Genomic DNA, 17831 nt, shown 5'->3' on the forward strand with positions numbered 1-17831 from the left:
ACCATGAGCGTGCCACATGTTAAGAAGCCTGACTGGTTAAAGATCCGGTTAGGCGGGAATGATAATTTCACCCGTACGAAAAGCATTGTCGAATCCCATTGCCTGCATACAATATGTACCAGCGGGAAATGCCCGAATATGGGCGAATGTTGGAGCCGGGGCACGGCCACCTTTATGATCGGAGGGGATATATGCACCCGTTCCTGCCGTTTTTGTAACACACAGACCGGACGACCTCTTCCGCTCAATCCGCAGGAACCGCAGCATGTAGCCGAGAGCATCCGCCTGATGGAGCTGAAACACGCAGTGATTACCTCCGTCGACCGCGACGATCTGCCCGACGGAGGCGCTGCCCACTGGGCGGCTACCATACGCGCCATCAAGCAGCTCAATCCGCAAACAACGGTAGAGGTATTGATTCCCGACTTTCAGGGCAAATTAGATCTGGTCGATATCGTGATCGAAGCCGCTCCGGAAATCATCTCCCATAATATGGAAACCATACGACGCCTTACGCCGGAGGTTAGGAGCGCCGCCAAATACGACGTCAGCCTCTCGGTGCTTCGCCATATAGCCGCCAACGACATCACCGCCAAAACGGGTATTATGGTCGGCCTGGGTGAAACAGAAAACGAAGTATATGAATTGATGGACGACGTTTTGGCAGCCGATGTTTCCGTGTTGACCATCGGACAGTACCTGCAGCCTTCCCGTAAAAATCTTCCTGTCAGTGAATATGTTACACCTGAACAGTTTGAGGTGTACCGGGAAGTCGCCCTAAAGAAAGGATTTGCCAAAGTAGAAAGCGCCCCTTTAGTTCGCTCTTCCTATCATGCAGAAAATCATATTTGACATAAACATTTATCCTCTACAACTGTTATTTATAGGGAGGAGGGATTGTTGTAATGAATAAAATCAAAAGAAGTGTACAAAATCAAGCAGTAGGGTTGATTCCAATCCTATTGTTTATGTTTTTGGATAATTTCTTTTCCTACCGGTTATCATTCATCATTGCCGTCGTTTTCTGCATCTTCTGTTTGGGACTTTACCGGATGTTAAGCAATGACAAAGTCTATCAGTTCCTGTTGTTGCCTGCCTCCGCCACGCTCATACTCTATGTCCTGTTCATTTTACTCAAATTAGATCCGGTTTTGTTCGGCTATTCGCCGGTACTTGTCGAGGTGTTGTTTGTGGTTGTATTGGCTATTATCGGCTTCTCCAAGCGCACCATGCTCCGGCGTATCCGCGAGTCGAAGGCTCCGACCTATAAACGCACCCTGATGCGCACCGCGTTGAATGAGTTCTATTTCCTGGTTCCCCTCGTACAAAACCTCTACACACTACATTTGTTTGTGATCCTTTTCTTCACCCTTTTGCCGGAGTCGATGCAAAATCCGCATTTCGAACACTTCCTTTACCGTTATCTGGGGATTGTCATCGGGGTGGCTATCATCGTTTACGAGCAGATACGCATCTCCTGGATGCATGGAAGCCTGAAAAAAGAGATGTGGTTGCCGGTATTGGATGAGAAAGGAAAGGTCGTAGGATGTATTGCCCGTTCGGTCAGCCGCACCTCGCCCAAGAAATATTACCATCCGATCGTGCGCATTGCTGTGATTTACAATGGCATGCTCTATCTGGTGAAACGCCCGAAGACCGATTATGTCTCACCTGAAACGCTCGATTATCCTCTTCACGCCTATGTTCTCTTCCGGCATACTATTGAAAATACGGTCAAAGAGATCATCGGACGGCATATCGGGAAACCCATCGAATCGCGTTTCTTAGTTCGTTATACGCACGAAGATAAAAAGGTAAAACACTTAGTCTCCCTGCATGTAATCACTATTCGGGATGAAGCGGTCATGAAATCGCTTATGCAGTCGCATGGAAAACTATGGACCATGAAGCAGATAGAAGAGAATATGGGCAAAGGCGTATTCAGCAGCTATTTCGAATCCGAATATCCTTACCTGAAGAATACCGTCTTATTTGCCGAGAACTACTCCCAACTTCGTACCAACGAAGAAAAAGACCCCGACTTGCGGGGCGCCTAAACGATCTCAATCACCTCCAGGTCTTTGATCTGATCTCCGTCGATCACAAAGCGCACCAGCGTGCGTATCTGATGCAGCCCGCTTTTTCCGGCTGCTCCCGGATTGATATGCAGACACTTCAAGGCGTTGTCATACATCACCTTCAGTATATGCGAATGTCCCGAGATAAACAGTGTCGGTTGATAAGCCAATAGTTCCTGCTTGATGCCCGGCGCATAGCGGTTGGGGTATCCACCAATATGGGTCATCATCACACGTACCTGTTCCACCTCGAACTTCGCGATCAGCGGAAATTGCTGCCGAAGCGACTGGCCGTCGATATTGCCAAACACTGCGCGTAACGGTTTGATTTGCGCCAGACGCCAGGCCACATTGTCGGAACCGATATCGCCTGCATGCCATATCTCATCACAGGCCTTAAAATACGCTTCGTACTTCTCATCCCACCACGCATGTGTGTCTGAAAGCAATCCTATCTTTTTCATCTGTCGATCTCTTCTTTTTCTGTCCGGGCAAATGTACGTTAAAACGGTTTTCCCGGCAAATCCATATTCGCTTCCTCGAGACAGCAGAGCAGGTTACACGAAAATTTGTATCTTTGGCTCCCATCTTAAGGACATTACACAGGGATACAATATGAAACAATACCATTTTGATGAAGTGATTGAGCGCCATGCCACCTCATCAGTTAAATACGATCAGTTGAAAGAGGTGTTTGGAAGCGATGATCTTCTTCCCCTATGGGTTGCCGATATGGATTTCCGCACGCCGGACTTTATAGTAGACGCCCTACGCAAACGTTGCGCACATGAGGTGTTCGGATACACCTTTGCCTCCGACGACTATTACAATAGCATTCTGGCCTGGCTGGATTATAAATATGGTTGGCGCGTCGAACGCGACTGGATCAGTTACATCCCCGGGATCGTCAAAGGCATCTCGTTTGTCGTCGATTGTTTTTCGAACGAAGGAGACAAAATAATCATACAACCGCCTGTCTATCATCCGTTCCGTTTGATCCCCGAAGGCATGGGACGCGAGGTGGTCTATAACCCACTCCGCCTGACGCAAGATGGGTATGAAATGGATTTCGAACAGTTGGAAACCCTGGTGGATGAAAAATGTAAGATTTTCATTCTTTGCAGCCCACACAACCCGGGAGGAATCGTTTGGCCGAAAGAAACCTTGATGCGATTAGCCGATTTCTGCCATAAACATCATATCCTTGTTATCTCCGATGAGATACATGCCGAGATGACCTTCCCGGGCAATAAACACATTCCCTTCTCGGCTCTGTCCGAAGCCGCTGCTGCCAACAGTATCAGCTTTATGGCTCCCAGCAAGACATTCAACATCGCAGGGATCGTATCCTCCTATGCCGTCGTACCTGATCCCGCTGTGCGCGAAAAGTTCTTTGCCTACCTGCACGCCCGTGAACTGAACGCCGGAACGATCTTTGCCTACGAAGCTACGATCGCCGCCTATACCTACGGAGCGGAATGGCTCCAGCAGATGCGCCAATATGTGATGCGCAATGTTGACTATGTCGATGAATATCTCCAAAAACATATCCCGCAAATCAAGGTCTACCGCCCGCAAGCCTCTTTCCTCTTATGGCTCGACTGCCACGGATTAGGTATGAAACAGGAGGCACTTGTCGCATTTTTCATACAAAAAGCCAAATTAGCCTTGAACGACGGCAGTATGTTCGGCACCGAAGGCGAAGGATTTATGCGCATGAATATCGGCTGTCCGCGTTCTGTTATCGACAAAGCGTTGCAACAGCTTGAAAAAGCGGTAGCCGATCTGGGATAAATTACCCCATTCCAAACCGACAAAACCGAAAGAATTTCTGCTCTTTACGAATTTTGTAAGATGAGAAGATCTCTTCTCACACCCCCGTTATTCCCAAATGTTAAAATACGGATTGTAAGTAAAACACCCCCTTTTGCTTACAATCCGGTATGTTAAAAAGTGTTTCTCCCGGGAGTTTGTCTCCGAAGTCCCGCTTTTTTGCGCGCAAAGTCCTGCCGAAATTACAAATCGTAAATGGAGGGTTTCGTCAGAAATAGGCGATTTAACGTCTATTCACATTGCTATGAAGGCTGTATAGGATTGGCTGAATAGTTGCCTCTTTTCGATACAAATCTGTTAATTATTAATAAATACAGTAGATCAACTAAAGGTAATAGTTGTTTTGTATACTCTTTTAGTTACATTTGTTGCATAGCATACTAAAAGAAGGAATAGAAAATGAAGAAATTAACGGCTAAAGAGGAAGAGATACTGGGCTATTTTTGGGAGAAGGGGCCTTTGTTTATCCGTGAATTATTGGATATGCAAGCGGAGCCCAAGCCACATTATAATACGCTCTCCACCATGGTGCGTATCCTGGAGGAGAAAGGATATATCGGATATAAGGCGTATGGAAACACCTACCAGTATTACGCCCTGGTGACACAGGAGGAATACCGCAACCGCTCCCTGAAGACATTGGTCAATAAGTATTTCGGCAATTCGTACACTTCGGTGGTCTCCACCCTGATCGAAGAGGAGAAATTGTCGGTGGAAGAATTGCAGGACATTATCCGACAGATAAAAGACCGACAATAAATATGGCGGCGTTCCTGATCTATATTGTCAAATCGACCTTAGGGCTGGTGTTGTTTTACTTCAGCTATAAATTGCTGTTGAGCAACGAAACCTTCTTCCCTTTCAACCGGAAGATCCTGATCGGAGGCTTGATTGCCTGCCTGTTGTTGCCTTTGGTAAAGATGAAAACCGATTCGCCCGGATTCATCCAGCAAACCTTTATAGAACTGGAAAAGGTGATCAGCCAGGAAGAAACAATCACCACCAAACAGCTTATCCTTCCGGCAGAAATCCCACAGATTTCGGAAGCGAAAGAGACAACCGGGAAGATCCCTTACGGCATGATCTTTACCTGTATTTATATAATAGGGGGAGCTGTTGCTTTCACACTCTTTCTGCGCTCATTTATCCAGCTGTTACTCCTGATCCGGTCGGGTCGAAAGACAGGCGTCAACGACTATATTATCGTCGTGATCGACCAACCGCTTCCGCCTTTCAACTGGTGGAAGTATATCGTCCTGCCGCAACAGGACTACGAACAACATGCGGAAGAGATACTGACGCACGAGTTAGCGCACTATCATAAGCGGCATTCCTGGGATGTGGTGTTTGCGCAAATCATCATTTTATTTCACTGGTTCAACCCGGCCGCTTGGCTGTTGAAACGCGAATTGCAAGATATCCATGAGTATCAGGCAGACCGGGAAGTGATCAAAAACGGCATCGATGCAACAAAATATCAATTATTATTAGTGAAAAAAGCTGTCGGCTCCAGCTCCTACACTCTTGCCAACAGCTTTAATCAAAGTAAACTCAAAAAAAGAATTACTATGATGTGTAAAAAACAATCCAATCATCGGGCCCGGTGGAAGTCATTACTTCTTATACCGGTGGCAGTCTGTACCTTGTATGCCTTTGCCCGTCCGGAAGTAAACCGGCAGTTAGAACAACTTATCCCTGGCGAAGGTACAATTATTTCGCAGGATAACAAGAAGTACACGCCTGAATACTTTGAGGCGGAGTATATTAGGTTTGAAAAAGAAGTGCTCAAAGGGCAGGATCCAAGAGAAGCGACTCACCTGTCTTATTTGCTTGTGAATGCACGGGATATGATCTTGTATAAAAATCAATTAATCGACATCGTGCAATTGGAGAGTAAATTGAAAACAACTTTATTGGAAGAACATGCCGATGGCAAACCGATCTTGATCTCTTTACAACACGATGTTGCTACTACGGGGAGTTTTATCCGGCTAATCTATCAAAATATACAGACTGCTTTCGAAAAAACAGAAGCTCTCTTGGCAGAGAAAGGCCGAAAAGCATACGTAAAGAACGAATCTCCGAAAAACTATGGGCTCACCTTGAAAGAGAGCGATCTGTTTAACGAAGGGAAGGAATTTGAACCGGTCATAGTCTATGTAATCAATGAATTCGGTCGCGCACCGACACCCATCACCGTAAATGAAAAAACCACCTTTGGGAATTTCCGTAAAGAATTAGAAAAGAAAGAAATCAAAGAGGAGGAGGATTTGAGAATTATCTTACAGGTACCCAAAGATAGTCCGAAAGATGTTCTCAATGACATTCATCTGATCGTGGGCAAGACCTACAACACGCAGAGGCTAACCATTGAGCAAGCTGAGGTAATAACCTTTCAGGATTCCAAAAGCCCGGCAATCTGATCCAACAAATTAACCCTTTCAAAAGAAAAGGTCACATCTGTTTGTTGTAGATATTCCAACAATTCTTTGGCACGCAGAAGCATCTCCTGCTTTTTGTCGGGGTAAAGATAGCTCTCTTCGATCAAGGCTTTGATGGCAATCTCCATACGAAGGACTCCGCCGCTATCCTCTCTGTCGAGCAGGCGGCGAACCTCTTCGGGGGAGGCAGTCAGGAGTATGTGGCGGTCTAACGGCAAGGAGTCGTAAACCGTTTGTATCTGTTCGGGAATGCGCCGGGTTGCACCCATTTCACGTTGAGTAATCAGCTGGGCAATCACCTTGCCTAACTCCTCAATTTGCACCATGATAAAATCCCTGCGTAGCATATCTTTTGTTTTTTATTGTACCGTTACACGTATGATCCGTATATCCGTATTCGGCCGATCGTATTGATCGGTCGGCTGATTGGCAATGCGGTCGATGAGATCCAACCCTTCGGTGATCTCGCCGAAAATTGTGTAATGTCCATCCAAATGGTGGGCGCCGCCGACGGTGGTATAGGCTTCCCGCTGCTGATCCGTAAACAACAGATGACCGGGCGTGGCACGAATCACGGAATCTACCTTATGGTTGATCTCCACCACATGTTGATTATACAACACCTTATCGTCTGTTTTCCATTTCTCCATATCCTCTTTGATCGGATCATAAAACTCAGCCATCGCCTTCCGGCGGATCGAGCGATTCGCTATCTGTTGTAAGGATCTCAACTCTTCAGGCGTGTACACCTTGCCCTGCACAATAAAGAACTGCGACATATCCGATTTTTTCTGCGGATTGATATTGTCGGGCTGACGCGGAGCCGCGATCACTCCTTTCTTAAAGAAATGTCCTTCGCTCTTTTCCGGCATGATCTCGGCGCTGCGATCACCGCTACCCACCCGCACACCGGGCGAAGCATTCCGTGAATCGGCCGCTCCACCTTGAATCATAAACTCTTTAATCACGCGGGTAAACAGGGTTCCATTGAAATCACCCCGATTGGCACGCTCCGTAAAGGCACGCACATGGTTCGGCACATCGGCATAGAGAATCCCCTTCATGGTGCCCACGTTTGTCTCTATCGTCACCGTCTTTTGCTGTGCCTGCAAAAATATACATGGCGCCAGGAGAATAAGAAGAAGAATATACTTTTTGTTCATACGCTATGATAATTAATACTGCCCGCTCAAATCCAATATCTCCACCGTCCGGAAATCGATCGGATGGCCTTCGGATTGGAGTGATATATACCCTTTGGACAGCGGTCCTTCCGGGATAGTTGGCTTCGGGCTTACATTGCCACCGCCCACACGGATATGCGAATAGCTCATAATGGTATCACCATCGATCACATGATGCGCAATGCTATCGCCGAGTACGATCAATTCCATCGTCACCCATTGGTCGCCATGATAGGTTTTAGAAGAGGAGTTGGCACAATGCCCCCGATAAGGTTCCCCTTCGATATAAACCTCCGTGCCCGGCGTGCAGACGCTTCCTGTCGGGCGTTCGCCGGTATTGTCGCCACCCAGAAACTGAGCTTCGATCGACACCGGGAAGTCCTGGTCGAGATGCATGGTTTCGGGTGCCTGGCAATGAAGCATGGCGCCACTGTTGCGGTAGGCCCATCCCGGTGCATTGGGCGCCTGCTCGCCTACGAAGCGATATTCCACGCGTAATTTATAATGCGAATAGGGTTTATGAAAAAAGATATGTCCGAAGCGGTCATTAAACGAATCATAGCCATCGTAGCGCACCTTCATCAGCCCCTCCTCCACGCGGAAGGTATTGGCAAAGTTCTCACCGGCCGGATATCCTTTGATTTTCACTGTCCATTCGTTCAGGTCTTTACCATTGAAGAGGGTTTCCCACGTTTCTGTCTGCTGTGTTTTCTTTGTACCACATGCTACCAAGCCAAGCAACATAATCAAAAGGGGCAATAGATGTTTCATATTTTTGTCATTTAGGTGTTATTCATGATAGTACACAAATATACAGTATTTATAATTATGCCATTTACAAATTGTCAAAATCGCGGGACTTTTCCCCGAAATGCAAGGGCTTTTTTCATAAAACCACGGAGAATTCTATCGTCGATGCCCATGGACAGTACTGTCGAAGCGCATGGACAGTACTGTCGAAGGGCATGGACAGTACTGTCGAGGCGCATGGACGATAGAAAACTCCCGGAATTTTGACGCATTTACCGGATGGATCGTTCGATCTGCCGGCGTTTCTTACTGAAACCATGAGCCGGCAAAAAAAGTAATGCCGGCGTTTCTAACAATTTGTCCCAGCTTTCAATCAGTCGCGGAATGTTGTCGGCAAAGGGAGGAAAGATAGAATGGGGGAAAACACCGAAGAGAGCATCTCCGGCAATGACTATTTCGTCATCGACAAGGATACTGATTGAATCGACCGAATGTCCGGGGGTAGAAAGTATCTGAATATGAATCCCCTCTTGCTGGAAAGAATAGAGAGAGGGAAATACGATATCGGGTGTGCAGGCATCATAGGCAATAAAACGATCGACATATTTTTCGATAAAATGCGCTATCAGGCGGCTTATCCAGGTGGTTCCTTTGGGCACGATGGACTCACCGCGGGTCACTATCGCGGCACCCTCCTGATGCACCAAGACCTTTGCTCCGTATGTCTCCTGCAGGTAGCGGGCGTTAGAGACATGGTCGTGATGAGTATGGGTCAACAACAGGTAGTCGATACGAGAGATACCCAGCCGGTTCAGATTCCGGCAAAGCCGTTTTCGCCCGAAACGCCAGCTGGTATCGACCAGGATCGTCTTCTCCGGCGTCGTGATCAGAAAGACATTACTCATATGAAACAAGGCGCGATACACCCTGTATCCGTTCTTCTTTGTCACCCACTTCTTCATCTTCACCTAGTATGCTGTCGTGTTTAATATTCCTTATTGATACGAACCTGATTGGTTACCCTTTGCGCGGTCGAGTCGTTTTGTATGGCCGTTACGCTTCCTTCGCAATTAGTGAAATAGACATAATTACCCATATCCATAAAACGATAGACCTTGCAACCGTCGTGCTCGAACAGATACTGCACATTATAGGTAGAATTATTATCCGATGCTCCCTGGGAAAGTGGAATCGAAGAATAACAAGAAAAGAGTGTTGCCAGGAGACAACACAAGCCGGAACGTAAAAGAATCTTTTTCATAATTCAAACTGTTTTTTAGCTTATCCTCTAACTTTCAAGAAACAAAAGCATTATCCCGTTCTGTTAATTGTTAACTAAAACAGGGTTTTCTCTTTCAAAAATAAGGATAAAACCACTACTCTCTTTCTTTTTTCATTTTTTTAATGAATGGGGCAGCGGATAGTCACTCTATTTTTGTACTTTTGCATCTGTTTTTAACTTGGCTAAAATTGTTCCAATTGGTTTTTAAGGCAATTTCTTAGATACGTTTTTAGCTCTCCTAAATTAAAAATCTGATTATATGGAAAACATGCAGACAGGACTTTTATTGATGGTGGTTGGTATAGCTACCGTATTCCTTATCCTCCTCATTGTCATATACCTTGGAAAGGGACTTATCGTTCTGGTGAACAGATATGCCCCGGAAGAGGTCGTGCTTAAAAAGCAGGCGCCGGTGCGTGCAGCGACCACAGCGGCAGGCGGACTATCCAACCAGGATATGGCGGCTATTGTGTCGGCCGTAAGCGCTGCGACAGGAGGTCAGGGAAAAGTGACAAAAATCGAAAAAATATAGAAATAATACGAGGGAAGAAATATGAAAAAAAGAGAGATTAAGTTTAGTCTGGTCTTCCGGGATATGTGGCAGAGTGCCGGAAAATATGTTCCGACAGTCGACCAGTTGACCCGGGTAGCACCGGCAATCATAGAGATGGGCTGTTTTGCCCGAGTAGAAACCAATGGGGGAGGATTTGAACAGGTCAATTTACTTTTCGGAGAAAACCCGAACAAAGCGGTGCGTGAATGGACAAAACCTTTCCATGAAGCCGGTATTCAGACACATATGCTCGACCGTGCCTTGAATGGTCTTCGCATGAGCCCGGTGCCCGATGATGTGCGCCAGCTTTTCTATCAGGTGAAACAGGCACAGGGAACGGATATTGCCCGTACCTTCTGCGGATTGAATGATGTGCGTAATATCGCCCCTTCTATTAAGTATGCCAAAGAGGCAGGTATGATCTCGCAAGCGGCTCTTTCCATTACCCATTCTCCGATCCATACGGTTGAGTATTATACCAAGATGGCGTTGGAACTGATCGACCTGGGAGCCGATGAGATCTGTATCAAGGATATGGCCGGTATCGGCCGCCCCTACTCTTTAGGGCAGATCGTAAAGAATATCAAAGACAAACATCCGAATATACCCATCCAATACCATAGCCATGCGGGTCCCGGCTTTAGTGTGGCCTCTATCCTGGAGGTTTGCAACGCCGGTTGCGACTATATCGACGTGGGTATGGAGCCACTCTCGTGGGGAACGGGACATGCCGACCTGTTGACCGTACAGGCGATGTTGAAAGATGCCGGTTATATCGTGCCGGAGATCAATATGGAGGCCTATATGAAGGTACGCAGCATGGTGCAGGAGTTTATGGACGATTGGTTGGGATTGTATATCAGCCCGAAGAACCGCCTGATGAACTCCCTGTTGATCGGACCGGGATTGCCGGGTGGTATGATGGGAAGCCTGATGGCCGACCTGGACAAAAACCTGGAATCGATCAATAAAGGTAAACAGAAAAACAACCAACCGCTTATGACGCAGGATCAGTTGTTGATCAAACTGTTCGACGAGGTGGCGTATGTATGGCCGCGTGTGGGCTATCCTCCTTTGGTAACACCGTTCAGCCAGTATGTCAAGAATCTGGCAATGATGAATGTGATGCAGATGGAAAAAGGGAAAGCCCGCTGGAGCATGATTGCCGATGATATCTGGGATATGATATTAGGAAAGGCAGGTCGCCTGCCGGGTGAACTGGCACCCGAGATCATCGAGAAAGCGAAAGCCGAAGGACGCGAGTTCTTTACCGGTGATCCGCAGAAGAACTATCCCGATGCCTTAGATAAATACCGTAAGCTGATGAACGAAAAGCAATGGGAAACAGGCGAAGACGACGAAGAACTCTTCGAATATGCCATGCACCCGGCGCAATACGAAGCATTCCGTTCAGGCAAAGCAAAAGTGGAATTCCTGGCCGATGTGGCTAAACGGAAGGCTGAACAGGCCAAAGAATCACAACCGGCTCCGGCTCCGGCTGCCGCTCCTACGGCTATGGCGTTGCCGACTACTCCACAGATTATGACAGTAGATGTGAACGGACAAGCCTATAAGGTAACGGTTGCCTTTGGGGATTCGAATAATGCGTCGGCTGCTTCAACGCCAACAGCTCCGGCTACTCCGGCCGCAGCGCCTGCTGCTGCCGCCCCTGGTGCGGGCGAAGAGGTATTATCTCCGCTGGAAGGTAAGTTCTTCTTAACAAAAGATACCTCCGAAACACCCTTGAAAGTGGGTGATACAGTGAAAGAGGGTGATATCCTTTGCTATGTAGAAGCCATGAAGACCTACAACGCGGTGCGCTCCGAATGTAGCGGTACGGTGACGGCTATCCTATTGAATCCGGGCGATGCCGTGTCTGAGGATGACCTGATAATGACGATACAATAATGGGCGAGATAGTTAAGAATCTATATGAAATGACTGCGTTCAGCAATATCATTGCCGAACCGCAGTTCCTTGTCATGTATGCCATCGCCATCATACTGCTCTATTTGGGCATCAAAAAGGAATACGAGCCGTTGTTGCTTATTCCGATTGCCTTCGGAGTCTTGTTGGCTAACTTCCCGGGCGGCGAGATGGGCATTACCCAGGCCGACGAGAACGGGATGATTATGGTGCATGGCGTCATGAAGAATATATGGGAAATGCCTCTGCATGACATTGCGCATGAGTTGGGCATTATGAATTTCCTCTATTATATGCTGATCAAGACAGGCTTCCTGCCACCGATTATCTTTATGGGTGTGGGAGCGTTGACCGACTTCGGTCCGATGCTTCGTAACCTGCGCCTGTCGATCTTTGGCGCGGCGGCACAGTTAGGTATCTTTACCGTATTATTGGTAGCCATCCTGATGGGCTTCACACCCAAAGAGGCTGCCTCCTTAGGTATTATCGGAGGCGCTGATGGCCCGACGGCGATCTTTACCACCATCAAACTGGCTCCTCATCTGTTGGGACCGATTGCTATTGCCGCCTACTCCTATATGGCGCTTGTCCCGGTCATCATTCCGTTGGTGGTAAACCTGTTCTGTACCAAGAAAGAATTGAAGATCAACATGAAGGAGCAGGAGAAGAAGTTTCCTTCCGGTACGGAATTTAAAAATATGCGGGTGTTGAAGATCATCTTCCCGATAGCGGTAACTATCGTTGTTGCGCTGTTTGTGCCGAGTGCGGTGCCGTTGATCGGAATGTTGATGTTCGGTAACTTGGTGAAAGAAGTCGGTTCGAATGTGTTCCGCCTGTTCGATACAATTTCAAACAGCATCATGAACACGGCAACCATCTTCCTGGGTCTTTGCGTAGGCGCGACGATGACAGCCGAAGCCTTCCTGAACTGGACGACGATCGGTATCGTAGTGGGTGGATTCCTGGCGTTTGCTCTGTCTATCACAGGTGGCATCTTCTTTGTGAAATTTGTCAATCTCTTCACTCAAAAGAAGATCAATCCGCTGATCGGAGCTACCGGCTTGAGCGCTGTTCCGATGGCCTCCCGCGTGGCCAATGAGATAGCGCTGAAACACGATCCGAAGAATCATGTCCTGCAATATTGCATGGCCAGTAATATATCCGGTGTGATCGGCTCTGCGGTTGCCGCCGGGGTGTTGATTTCTTTCTTGGGATAAGTATTCATAAAATACCATGAGAAGGCAGATTTCAATCGGGATCTGCCTTCTTTTTTTGTATCTAACGATTTTCTTCTACTTTTGTGAAGACAATAAAAACGCAGTGTGTTATGGCAAATTTCTTTTCATCCTTGTTTTCTTCGGGCAAAAAAGAGGCGACCACCGAAGGGTTGCAGAAAGACGAATTAAAGAATTTCGATATTCTAAAGTACGACGGAATACGTGCTATGCGTATTCGTCAGATCCCTTACGCGATCAAATGCTTTACCGAAGCCCTAAATATCCAGCAAGATTTCGAAACAATGAACCACCTGGTTTCGGCCTATACGATGATAAACGATGCCGAAAGCGCCCTGGAAGTCGTAGATGAGATGATCGAATTGGAGCCCGAACATGTGAATACCCTGTTGACCCGCGTCAATATCCTCTTCCTATTAGACCGCGACGGGGAGGCTATTGCCGACTGCGACCGCGTGATCGCTCTGGAGGAGGAGAACCACTTAGCCTGGTTCCTACGTGCGAAAGCCAAACGGACGATCCAAGAGTGGGAAGGAGCGATTGCCGACCTGACACAAGCCATCGCCCTGAAAGAGGATATGGCCGATGCCTACTTAGTGCGTGCCCGGATCCTTTTGGAAAAGAAAGAGGGCGAAAAAGCCCTGGCGGATGTGGAGAAGGTGATCTCTCTGGTAGAAGAAGGCGACGAAACCGCCCATCTATTACGGGGGCAGATCTATGAATTATTAGGCGATCAGGCAGCTGCCGAGGCGGAATATGAAGAGGTCTTGGCATTGAATCCCTTCTGTGAAGAGGCGTATGTGTTGGCCGGAAGGCTGATGGAGGCGCAGGGAAAAACCCAGGAGGCGTTGGAAATCCTTGATGAGGCGGTTGAACACAACGAGCAGTATATTCCGGCTTATGTCGAACGAGCCAGGATTCGTCAACTATTAGGCGACACCGAAGGGGCGGAAAGAGACCGACAGATCGTCCTTGAGTTGACGCCGGACGAAGAAAAGGCCTCTCCGGGGGGACAGGCCAACTTCGATGAACTCTATAAAGGTGGAATATTTTAAATCAAATAAAGCGGGCGGCTATCAATTGAAATGGTAGTCGCTCAATTCTTTCTGCAAACGCTGACGGGCAGCAAAGATACGGCTCTTAACCGTTCCCATAGGAATATCCAACAGATCGGCAATTTCTTCATACTTATAACCACTTACATACAGGGCGAAAGGCGTTTTCATCTCTTCGTTCAGTCTTTCAATAGCTCTGTTGATTTCGTTGATATCGCAGCTGCCTTCGGGCGTATCGAATCCGGAATGTGTGATGGTATCCACATTATACAGATCGGCACTTGCGTCGATGATTGTATTGGTGCGAACCACCCGGTTGTAATTATTGATAAAGATATTGCGCATAACAGTCATTACCCAACCCTTGAAATTGGTATTGTCAACAAACCTTTCCCGGTTGTCTAACACCTTCAGAGTCGTGTCCTGCACCAAATCTAATGCATCTTCTTTGTTGGCTGTTAATGAAAGAGCAAAGCTGAACAGGTTGTCCTGTAAACTAAGTAGTCTTGTTTGAAATTGTAAAGCAGTCATTGTAATTAGATTTTTAAAAATATCGCTGTTATTGTTCCCTTATTTTATCCCTTGATCGTCGACTGATATGCGAATGTAGGAAGGCTTGGAAAGAGGATAAATTATTTAAAGAAGAAAGTTTTTGGAAAATGAAGAATAGTTGGAATTTTTGAAAAATGATCAACATCTGATCAGAATATACAACTTCTTCAAGTGGTGAAAAATGACATTTTCAACAAAATGATCACAATTTTCAATAAACAATTTTATATTTGTAGAATATAGGATGCGCCTTAACATAGCTCAAGCAAGCTTGGCTCTGTGTTCGGCTTTCACTATATTTGTAAAAAATGAAAAACATATGCCATACTACAGACCCCTCAAGAACATCAAAGAGAAAGAAGAACAGTTGCGTACGATCGACAAACTCTTATTGTTGCGCAAGCAGTTAGACCACGAAATCCCTGCCAAGACAGCGTCGGAAACTCTATTGTTGGCTACGTGGAATATCCGTGAATTCGGCGACAACCGCCGGTTGGAAAGTTTCTTTTACATTGCCGAGATCCTGAGTCGCTTCGACCTGATCGCGATCCAGGAGGTGTCGTCGAACCTGAAAGGACTGGAAAAGGTGATGTCACTGATGGGACACAACTGGGACTATATCGTGACCGACAGCACCGACGGCACCGCGGGAGGGGGCGAGCGAACCGCTTTCCTGTATGATAAAAACAAGATCTTCTTCCGGAAACTGGCGGGAGAGATTGTGCTTCCGAAAACGAAACTGATACAGGGCGAAGAGCAATTTGCCCGTACCCCGTTTTGTGTGGCTTTCCAGGCGGGATGGTTCAAGTTTCATCTTGTCACGGTGCATATCTATTATGGCAAATCGAGTGGCGTCGATCCGCGCCGGGTAGCCGAGATCGCTTCGATTGCCGAATACCTGACCAAGCGCTCGCAGAAAGAAGACACCAGCTATATCCTGTTGGGCGACTTCAATATCCCCCATTGCAAAGACGCTACGATGGAGGCGTTGGAGAAGGGGGGCTTCAAGGTGCCCGAATGCATCAAGGAGCATCCTTCCGACCTGGGCGGTACGAAGCATTACGACCAGATCGCCTTCAACCTCAAATTAGATAAGACGATGACCGTCTTTTCGGAAAAAGAACAGAAGGCAGGCGCTTTCAACTTCACCAAATCGGTTTACACGCCCCAGGATCTGGCAACCTACCGCCCTTATTTCGACAAAAAGAACACCGAAGGAAAGAGTGAGAAACAAATCGAAAGCTACTACCTTTCCAAATGGCGTACCTTCCAGATATCCGACCACCTGCCCCTTTGGGTTGAATTGAAAGTAGACTTCAGCAACCAGTACCTCGAGCGGATGAAGAAAGATATACAAGCGTAAAAAGAAACTATTCAGCCATTCTGCAAGGATGTGAACAAACGTTAATTTGCCCGTTTCCACAAAAACCTCGAATTTACGATTTGTAATTTCGCCCCGACTTTGCGCGCAAAAAAGCGGGACTTCGGAGACAAACTCCCGGGAGAAACATTTTTTAACGTATGGATTTGTAAGCAAAACGGCCGTTTTGCTTACATTTTGTATTTTAACAAATCAATATTTTCTTCCGCAAAAACCGGAACCAGACGAAGGAGGTGATTCCTTTCAGGATGCTGCTGATGCTGACGGCCCACCAGACGCCTTCGATGCCGAATCCCAATGCCGCCAGTCCGATGGCCAGCGGAATGCGAATCGTGTTGAAGGTGATGCTGATGATAGCAGGAGGAACCGTTCGGCCTGTTCCGTAGAAGAGTCCTTGCATGGTGATCTCCAACATCATGAACATCATGGAATAGCCATCGATACGGAGGAAGATGCCGCCGGCTTCGTAGGCCTCGCGCTCAGGCACGATCAATGAAAAGATCTCACTGCCCCAGAAGACAAACAGGAGGGTGCAAAGAAAACCAAAGAAGATGGTCATCTTCAGGGTGGTATGATAGGCGCTGATGACCCGTTCGTTTCGGCGGGCGGCATAATTCTGGGCAACAAAAGCGCTGAGCGCCGTACTGAATCCCTGCGAGGTGTTCCAGGCAATGGCTTCGAGCTGTCCACCGGCTGTCAGGGTCATCAGTCCGATGTGTCCGCCGTAGGTCGATGCTGTTCGCCCCATCAGGAGGTTGATAACGGCAAAGAAGGAATTCAACAGGGCGACAGGCAATCCTAATTGGATAATGCGTTTGGTGTATAGGCCTTTCAGGCGCGTGAAAAAGGCAAAGCCGCCAAACAATCGGTTCTTTACCTTGAGCTGATACACAAAGCAAAGGCAGACTATTGCCTGCGCTGTCCAGGTGGCCCAGGCTGCTCCGGCCGTGCCCCAGTCGAATACGAAAATAAAAAGCGGATCGAGCACCATATTGAGAAGCAAGCCGGCACCGCTTATATAAAAAGGTATCTTACTCATGCCGGCGCCATTATGTATGCCGGTAAAGGCAGCCGACAGGAAGACAAACGGAAAGGCTGTAGCCACGATACGCAGATACTCCACTGCTTTACCGGCTATCGGGGCTTCCAGTTTGTAGAGGGCGATCACAGGATGTGCCAGGCTAAAGAGTAATACAGCCCAAACAACCGATAAGATCAGGGCAATCGTCAGGTTGTGCGATGCATACCGCTGCGCGCTCTCATTGTCCTGCGCACCGACCGATTGTCCTACACTTACCTCGGAACCCACTTTATTCAGTAGGGAAATGGAGTTGGTCATCCAGGTCAGGATGCCGACGGCTCCGATAGCGGCTACCGCTTCGCTACCCAGGCGTCCTACCCAGGCCATATCGGTCAGGCTGTATGCCATCTGGATAAAAGAGGTGCCCATAATGGGCAAGGCCAGATTGAAGAGTTGGCGAGTGATTGGTCCTTGTGTCAGATTCTTTGCGCCTTGCATTCCTTATAGATTTGGTGGGGCAAAAGTAGGAAATTAATTTCT

18 protein-coding genes are annotated in these 17831 nt (G+C 47.5%); 10 read left to right on the plus strand and 8 right to left on the minus strand.

All coding sequences use genetic code 11. The features are described from left to right. The first annotated feature begins 3 nt into the window (after window positions 1-3). Together lipA and M2137_RS09920 are read left to right on the plus strand one after the other, a co-directional pair. Window positions 4-852 carry a lipoyl synthase gene (gene lipA / locus M2137_RS09915; RefSeq protein WP_280766277.1) on the plus strand — a complete coding sequence of 283 codons (849 nt, stop codon included), beginning with the start codon at window positions 4-6 and terminating at the stop codon, window positions 850-852. Between the two features lie 53 nt (window positions 853-905). Further along, on the plus strand, window positions 906-2057 hold the full coding sequence (locus M2137_RS09920; protein ID WP_348538032.1) for a hypothetical protein: 1152 nt from the start codon (window positions 906-908) through the stop codon (window positions 2055-2057). Here the strand turns inward: M2137_RS09920 and M2137_RS09925 are convergent. Next, window positions 2054-2542 (minus strand): metallophosphoesterase family protein, encoded by a 489-nt coding sequence (locus M2137_RS09925; RefSeq protein WP_280766279.1) that lies wholly within the window; start codon window positions 2540-2542, stop codon window positions 2054-2056. The genes M2137_RS09920 and M2137_RS09925 overlap by 4 nt on opposite strands. 151 nt (window positions 2543-2693) lie before the next feature. Between M2137_RS09925 and M2137_RS09930 the strand changes: the two genes are divergently transcribed. The 3 genes from M2137_RS09930 (at window position 2694) to M2137_RS09940 (ending at window position 6334) form a co-directional block, all read left to right on the plus strand. Continuing rightward, entirely contained in the window at window positions 2694-3872 is a 1179-nt protein-coding gene (locus M2137_RS09930) for a PatB family C-S lyase (RefSeq protein ID WP_280766280.1), read from the plus strand. 438 nt (window positions 3873-4310) lie between these two features. Next, on the plus strand, window positions 4311-4670 hold the full coding sequence (locus M2137_RS09935) for a BlaI/MecI/CopY family transcriptional regulator (protein WP_280766281.1): 360 nt from the start codon (window positions 4311-4313) through the stop codon (window positions 4668-4670). Between the two features lie 2 nt (window positions 4671-4672). Then, window positions 4673-6334, plus strand: a complete 1662-nt coding sequence (locus M2137_RS09940) for a M56 family metallopeptidase (RefSeq protein WP_280766282.1) — start codon at window positions 4673-4675, stop codon at window positions 6332-6334. Here M2137_RS09940 and M2137_RS09945 read toward each other — a convergent pair. The 5 genes from M2137_RS09945 to M2137_RS09965 form a co-directional block, all read right to left on the minus strand. Beyond that, window positions 6307-6699 (minus strand): hypothetical protein, encoded by a 393-nt coding sequence (locus M2137_RS09945; protein WP_280766283.1) that lies wholly within the window; start codon window positions 6697-6699, stop codon window positions 6307-6309. The genes M2137_RS09940 and M2137_RS09945 overlap by 28 nt on opposite strands. Before the next feature lie 12 nt (window positions 6700-6711). Beyond that, complete coding sequence (locus tag M2137_RS09950) at window positions 6712-7515, minus strand: peptidylprolyl isomerase (RefSeq protein WP_280766284.1); 804 nt, start codon at window positions 7513-7515, stop codon at window positions 6712-6714. A gap of 12 nt (window positions 7516-7527) precedes the next feature. Then, window positions 7528-8307, minus strand: a complete 780-nt coding sequence (locus tag M2137_RS09955; protein WP_280766285.1) for a DUF1080 domain-containing protein — start codon at window positions 8305-8307, stop codon at window positions 7528-7530. A gap of 251 nt (window positions 8308-8558) precedes the next feature. Further along, entirely contained in the window at window positions 8559-9248 is a 690-nt protein-coding gene (locus M2137_RS09960) for an MBL fold metallo-hydrolase (RefSeq protein WP_280766286.1), read from the minus strand. A 23-nt stretch (window positions 9249-9271) separates the two neighbouring features. After that, complete coding sequence (locus tag M2137_RS09965) at window positions 9272-9547, minus strand: DUF4884 domain-containing protein (protein ID WP_280766287.1); 276 nt, start codon at window positions 9545-9547, stop codon at window positions 9272-9274. 280 nt (window positions 9548-9827) lie between these two features. Here M2137_RS09965 and M2137_RS09970 point away from each other — a divergent pair, with 280 nt between their 5' ends. From M2137_RS09970 to M2137_RS09985, 4 genes are all read left to right on the plus strand, one after another. After that, window positions 9828-10100 (plus strand): OadG family protein, encoded by a 273-nt coding sequence (locus tag M2137_RS09970; RefSeq protein ID WP_280766288.1) that lies wholly within the window; start codon window positions 9828-9830, stop codon window positions 10098-10100. Between the two features lie 21 nt (window positions 10101-10121). Next, window positions 10122-12029 carry a biotin/lipoyl-containing protein gene (locus M2137_RS09975; protein ID WP_280766289.1) on the plus strand — a complete coding sequence of 636 codons (1908 nt, stop codon included), beginning with the start codon at window positions 10122-10124 and terminating at the stop codon, window positions 12027-12029. Next, the gene (locus M2137_RS09980; protein ID WP_280766290.1) at window positions 12029-13264 is read left to right on the plus strand and encodes a sodium ion-translocating decarboxylase subunit beta; all 1236 of its coding nucleotides are present in this window, start codon (window positions 12029-12031) and stop codon (window positions 13262-13264) included. Before M2137_RS09975 ends, M2137_RS09980 begins: the two co-directional genes overlap by 1 nt. 110 nt (window positions 13265-13374) lie before the next feature. Next, window positions 13375-14337 carry a tetratricopeptide repeat protein gene (locus M2137_RS09985; RefSeq protein WP_280766291.1) on the plus strand — a complete coding sequence of 321 codons (963 nt, stop codon included), beginning with the start codon at window positions 13375-13377 and terminating at the stop codon, window positions 14335-14337. A 21-nt stretch (window positions 14338-14358) separates the two neighbouring features. Here M2137_RS09985 and M2137_RS09990 read toward each other — a convergent pair whose 3' ends face one another. Further along, complete coding sequence (locus M2137_RS09990) at window positions 14359-14868, minus strand: RNA polymerase sigma factor (RefSeq protein ID WP_280766292.1); 510 nt, start codon at window positions 14866-14868, stop codon at window positions 14359-14361. Window positions 14869-15208: 340 nt separating this feature from the next. On the opposite strand from M2137_RS09990, the gene M2137_RS09995 reads away from it, so the two are divergent. Then, complete coding sequence (locus M2137_RS09995; protein ID WP_280766293.1) at window positions 15209-16252, plus strand: endonuclease/exonuclease/phosphatase family protein; 1044 nt, start codon at window positions 15209-15211, stop codon at window positions 16250-16252. A gap of 202 nt (window positions 16253-16454) precedes the next feature. Here the strand turns inward: M2137_RS09995 and M2137_RS10000 are convergent, their stop codons facing one another. After that, window positions 16455-17789 (minus strand): MATE family efflux transporter, encoded by a 1335-nt coding sequence (locus M2137_RS10000; protein WP_280766294.1) that lies wholly within the window; start codon window positions 17787-17789, stop codon window positions 16455-16457. Between the last annotated feature and the right edge of the window lie 42 nt (window positions 17790-17831).

Source organism: Parabacteroides sp. PFB2-10 (assembly GCF_029893085.1).
Classification (GTDB): domain Bacteria; phylum Bacteroidota; class Bacteroidia; order Bacteroidales; family Tannerellaceae; genus QVMG01.

Excerpts from the sequence above, each read along its gene's own strand:
- lipA (WP_280766277.1), top strand. The coding sequence starts at position 4 with ATGAGCGTGCCACATGTTAAGAAGCCTGACTGGTTAAAGATCCGGTTA.
- M2137_RS09920 (WP_348538032.1), top strand. The coding sequence starts at position 906 with ATGAATAAAATCAAAAGAAGTGTACAAAATCAAGCAGTAGGGTTGATT.
- M2137_RS09925 (WP_280766279.1), bottom strand. The coding sequence starts at position 2,542 with ATGAAAAAGATAGGATTGCTTTCAGACACACATGCGTGGTGGGATGAG.
- M2137_RS09930 (WP_280766280.1), top strand. The coding sequence starts at position 2,694 with ATGAAACAATACCATTTTGATGAAGTGATTGAGCGCCATGCCACCTCA.
- M2137_RS09935 (WP_280766281.1), top strand. The coding sequence starts at position 4,311 with ATGAAGAAATTAACGGCTAAAGAGGAAGAGATACTGGGCTATTTTTGG.
- M2137_RS09940 (WP_280766282.1), top strand. The coding sequence starts at position 4,673 with ATGGCGGCGTTCCTGATCTATATTGTCAAATCGACCTTAGGGCTGGTG.
- M2137_RS09945 (WP_280766283.1), bottom strand. The coding sequence starts at position 6,699 with ATGCTACGCAGGGATTTTATCATGGTGCAAATTGAGGAGTTAGGCAAG.
- M2137_RS09950 (WP_280766284.1), bottom strand. The coding sequence starts at position 7,515 with ATGAACAAAAAGTATATTCTTCTTCTTATTCTCCTGGCGCCATGTATA.
- M2137_RS09955 (WP_280766285.1), bottom strand. The coding sequence starts at position 8,307 with ATGAAACATCTATTGCCCCTTTTGATTATGTTGCTTGGCTTGGTAGCA.
- M2137_RS09960 (WP_280766286.1), bottom strand. The coding sequence starts at position 9,248 with ATGAAGAAGTGGGTGACAAAGAAGAACGGATACAGGGTGTATCGCGCC.
- M2137_RS09965 (WP_280766287.1), bottom strand. The coding sequence starts at position 9,547 with ATGAAAAAGATTCTTTTACGTTCCGGCTTGTGTTGTCTCCTGGCAACA.
- M2137_RS09970 (WP_280766288.1), top strand. The coding sequence starts at position 9,828 with ATGGAAAACATGCAGACAGGACTTTTATTGATGGTGGTTGGTATAGCT.
- M2137_RS09975 (WP_280766289.1), top strand. The coding sequence starts at position 10,122 with ATGAAAAAAAGAGAGATTAAGTTTAGTCTGGTCTTCCGGGATATGTGG.
- M2137_RS09980 (WP_280766290.1), top strand. The coding sequence starts at position 12,029 with ATGGGCGAGATAGTTAAGAATCTATATGAAATGACTGCGTTCAGCAAT.
- M2137_RS09985 (WP_280766291.1), top strand. The coding sequence starts at position 13,375 with ATGGCAAATTTCTTTTCATCCTTGTTTTCTTCGGGCAAAAAAGAGGCG.
- M2137_RS09990 (WP_280766292.1), bottom strand. The coding sequence starts at position 14,868 with ATGACTGCTTTACAATTTCAAACAAGACTACTTAGTTTACAGGACAAC.
- M2137_RS09995 (WP_280766293.1), top strand. The coding sequence starts at position 15,209 with ATGCCATACTACAGACCCCTCAAGAACATCAAAGAGAAAGAAGAACAG.
- M2137_RS10000 (WP_280766294.1), bottom strand. The coding sequence starts at position 17,789 with ATGCAAGGCGCAAAGAATCTGACACAAGGACCAATCACTCGCCAACTC.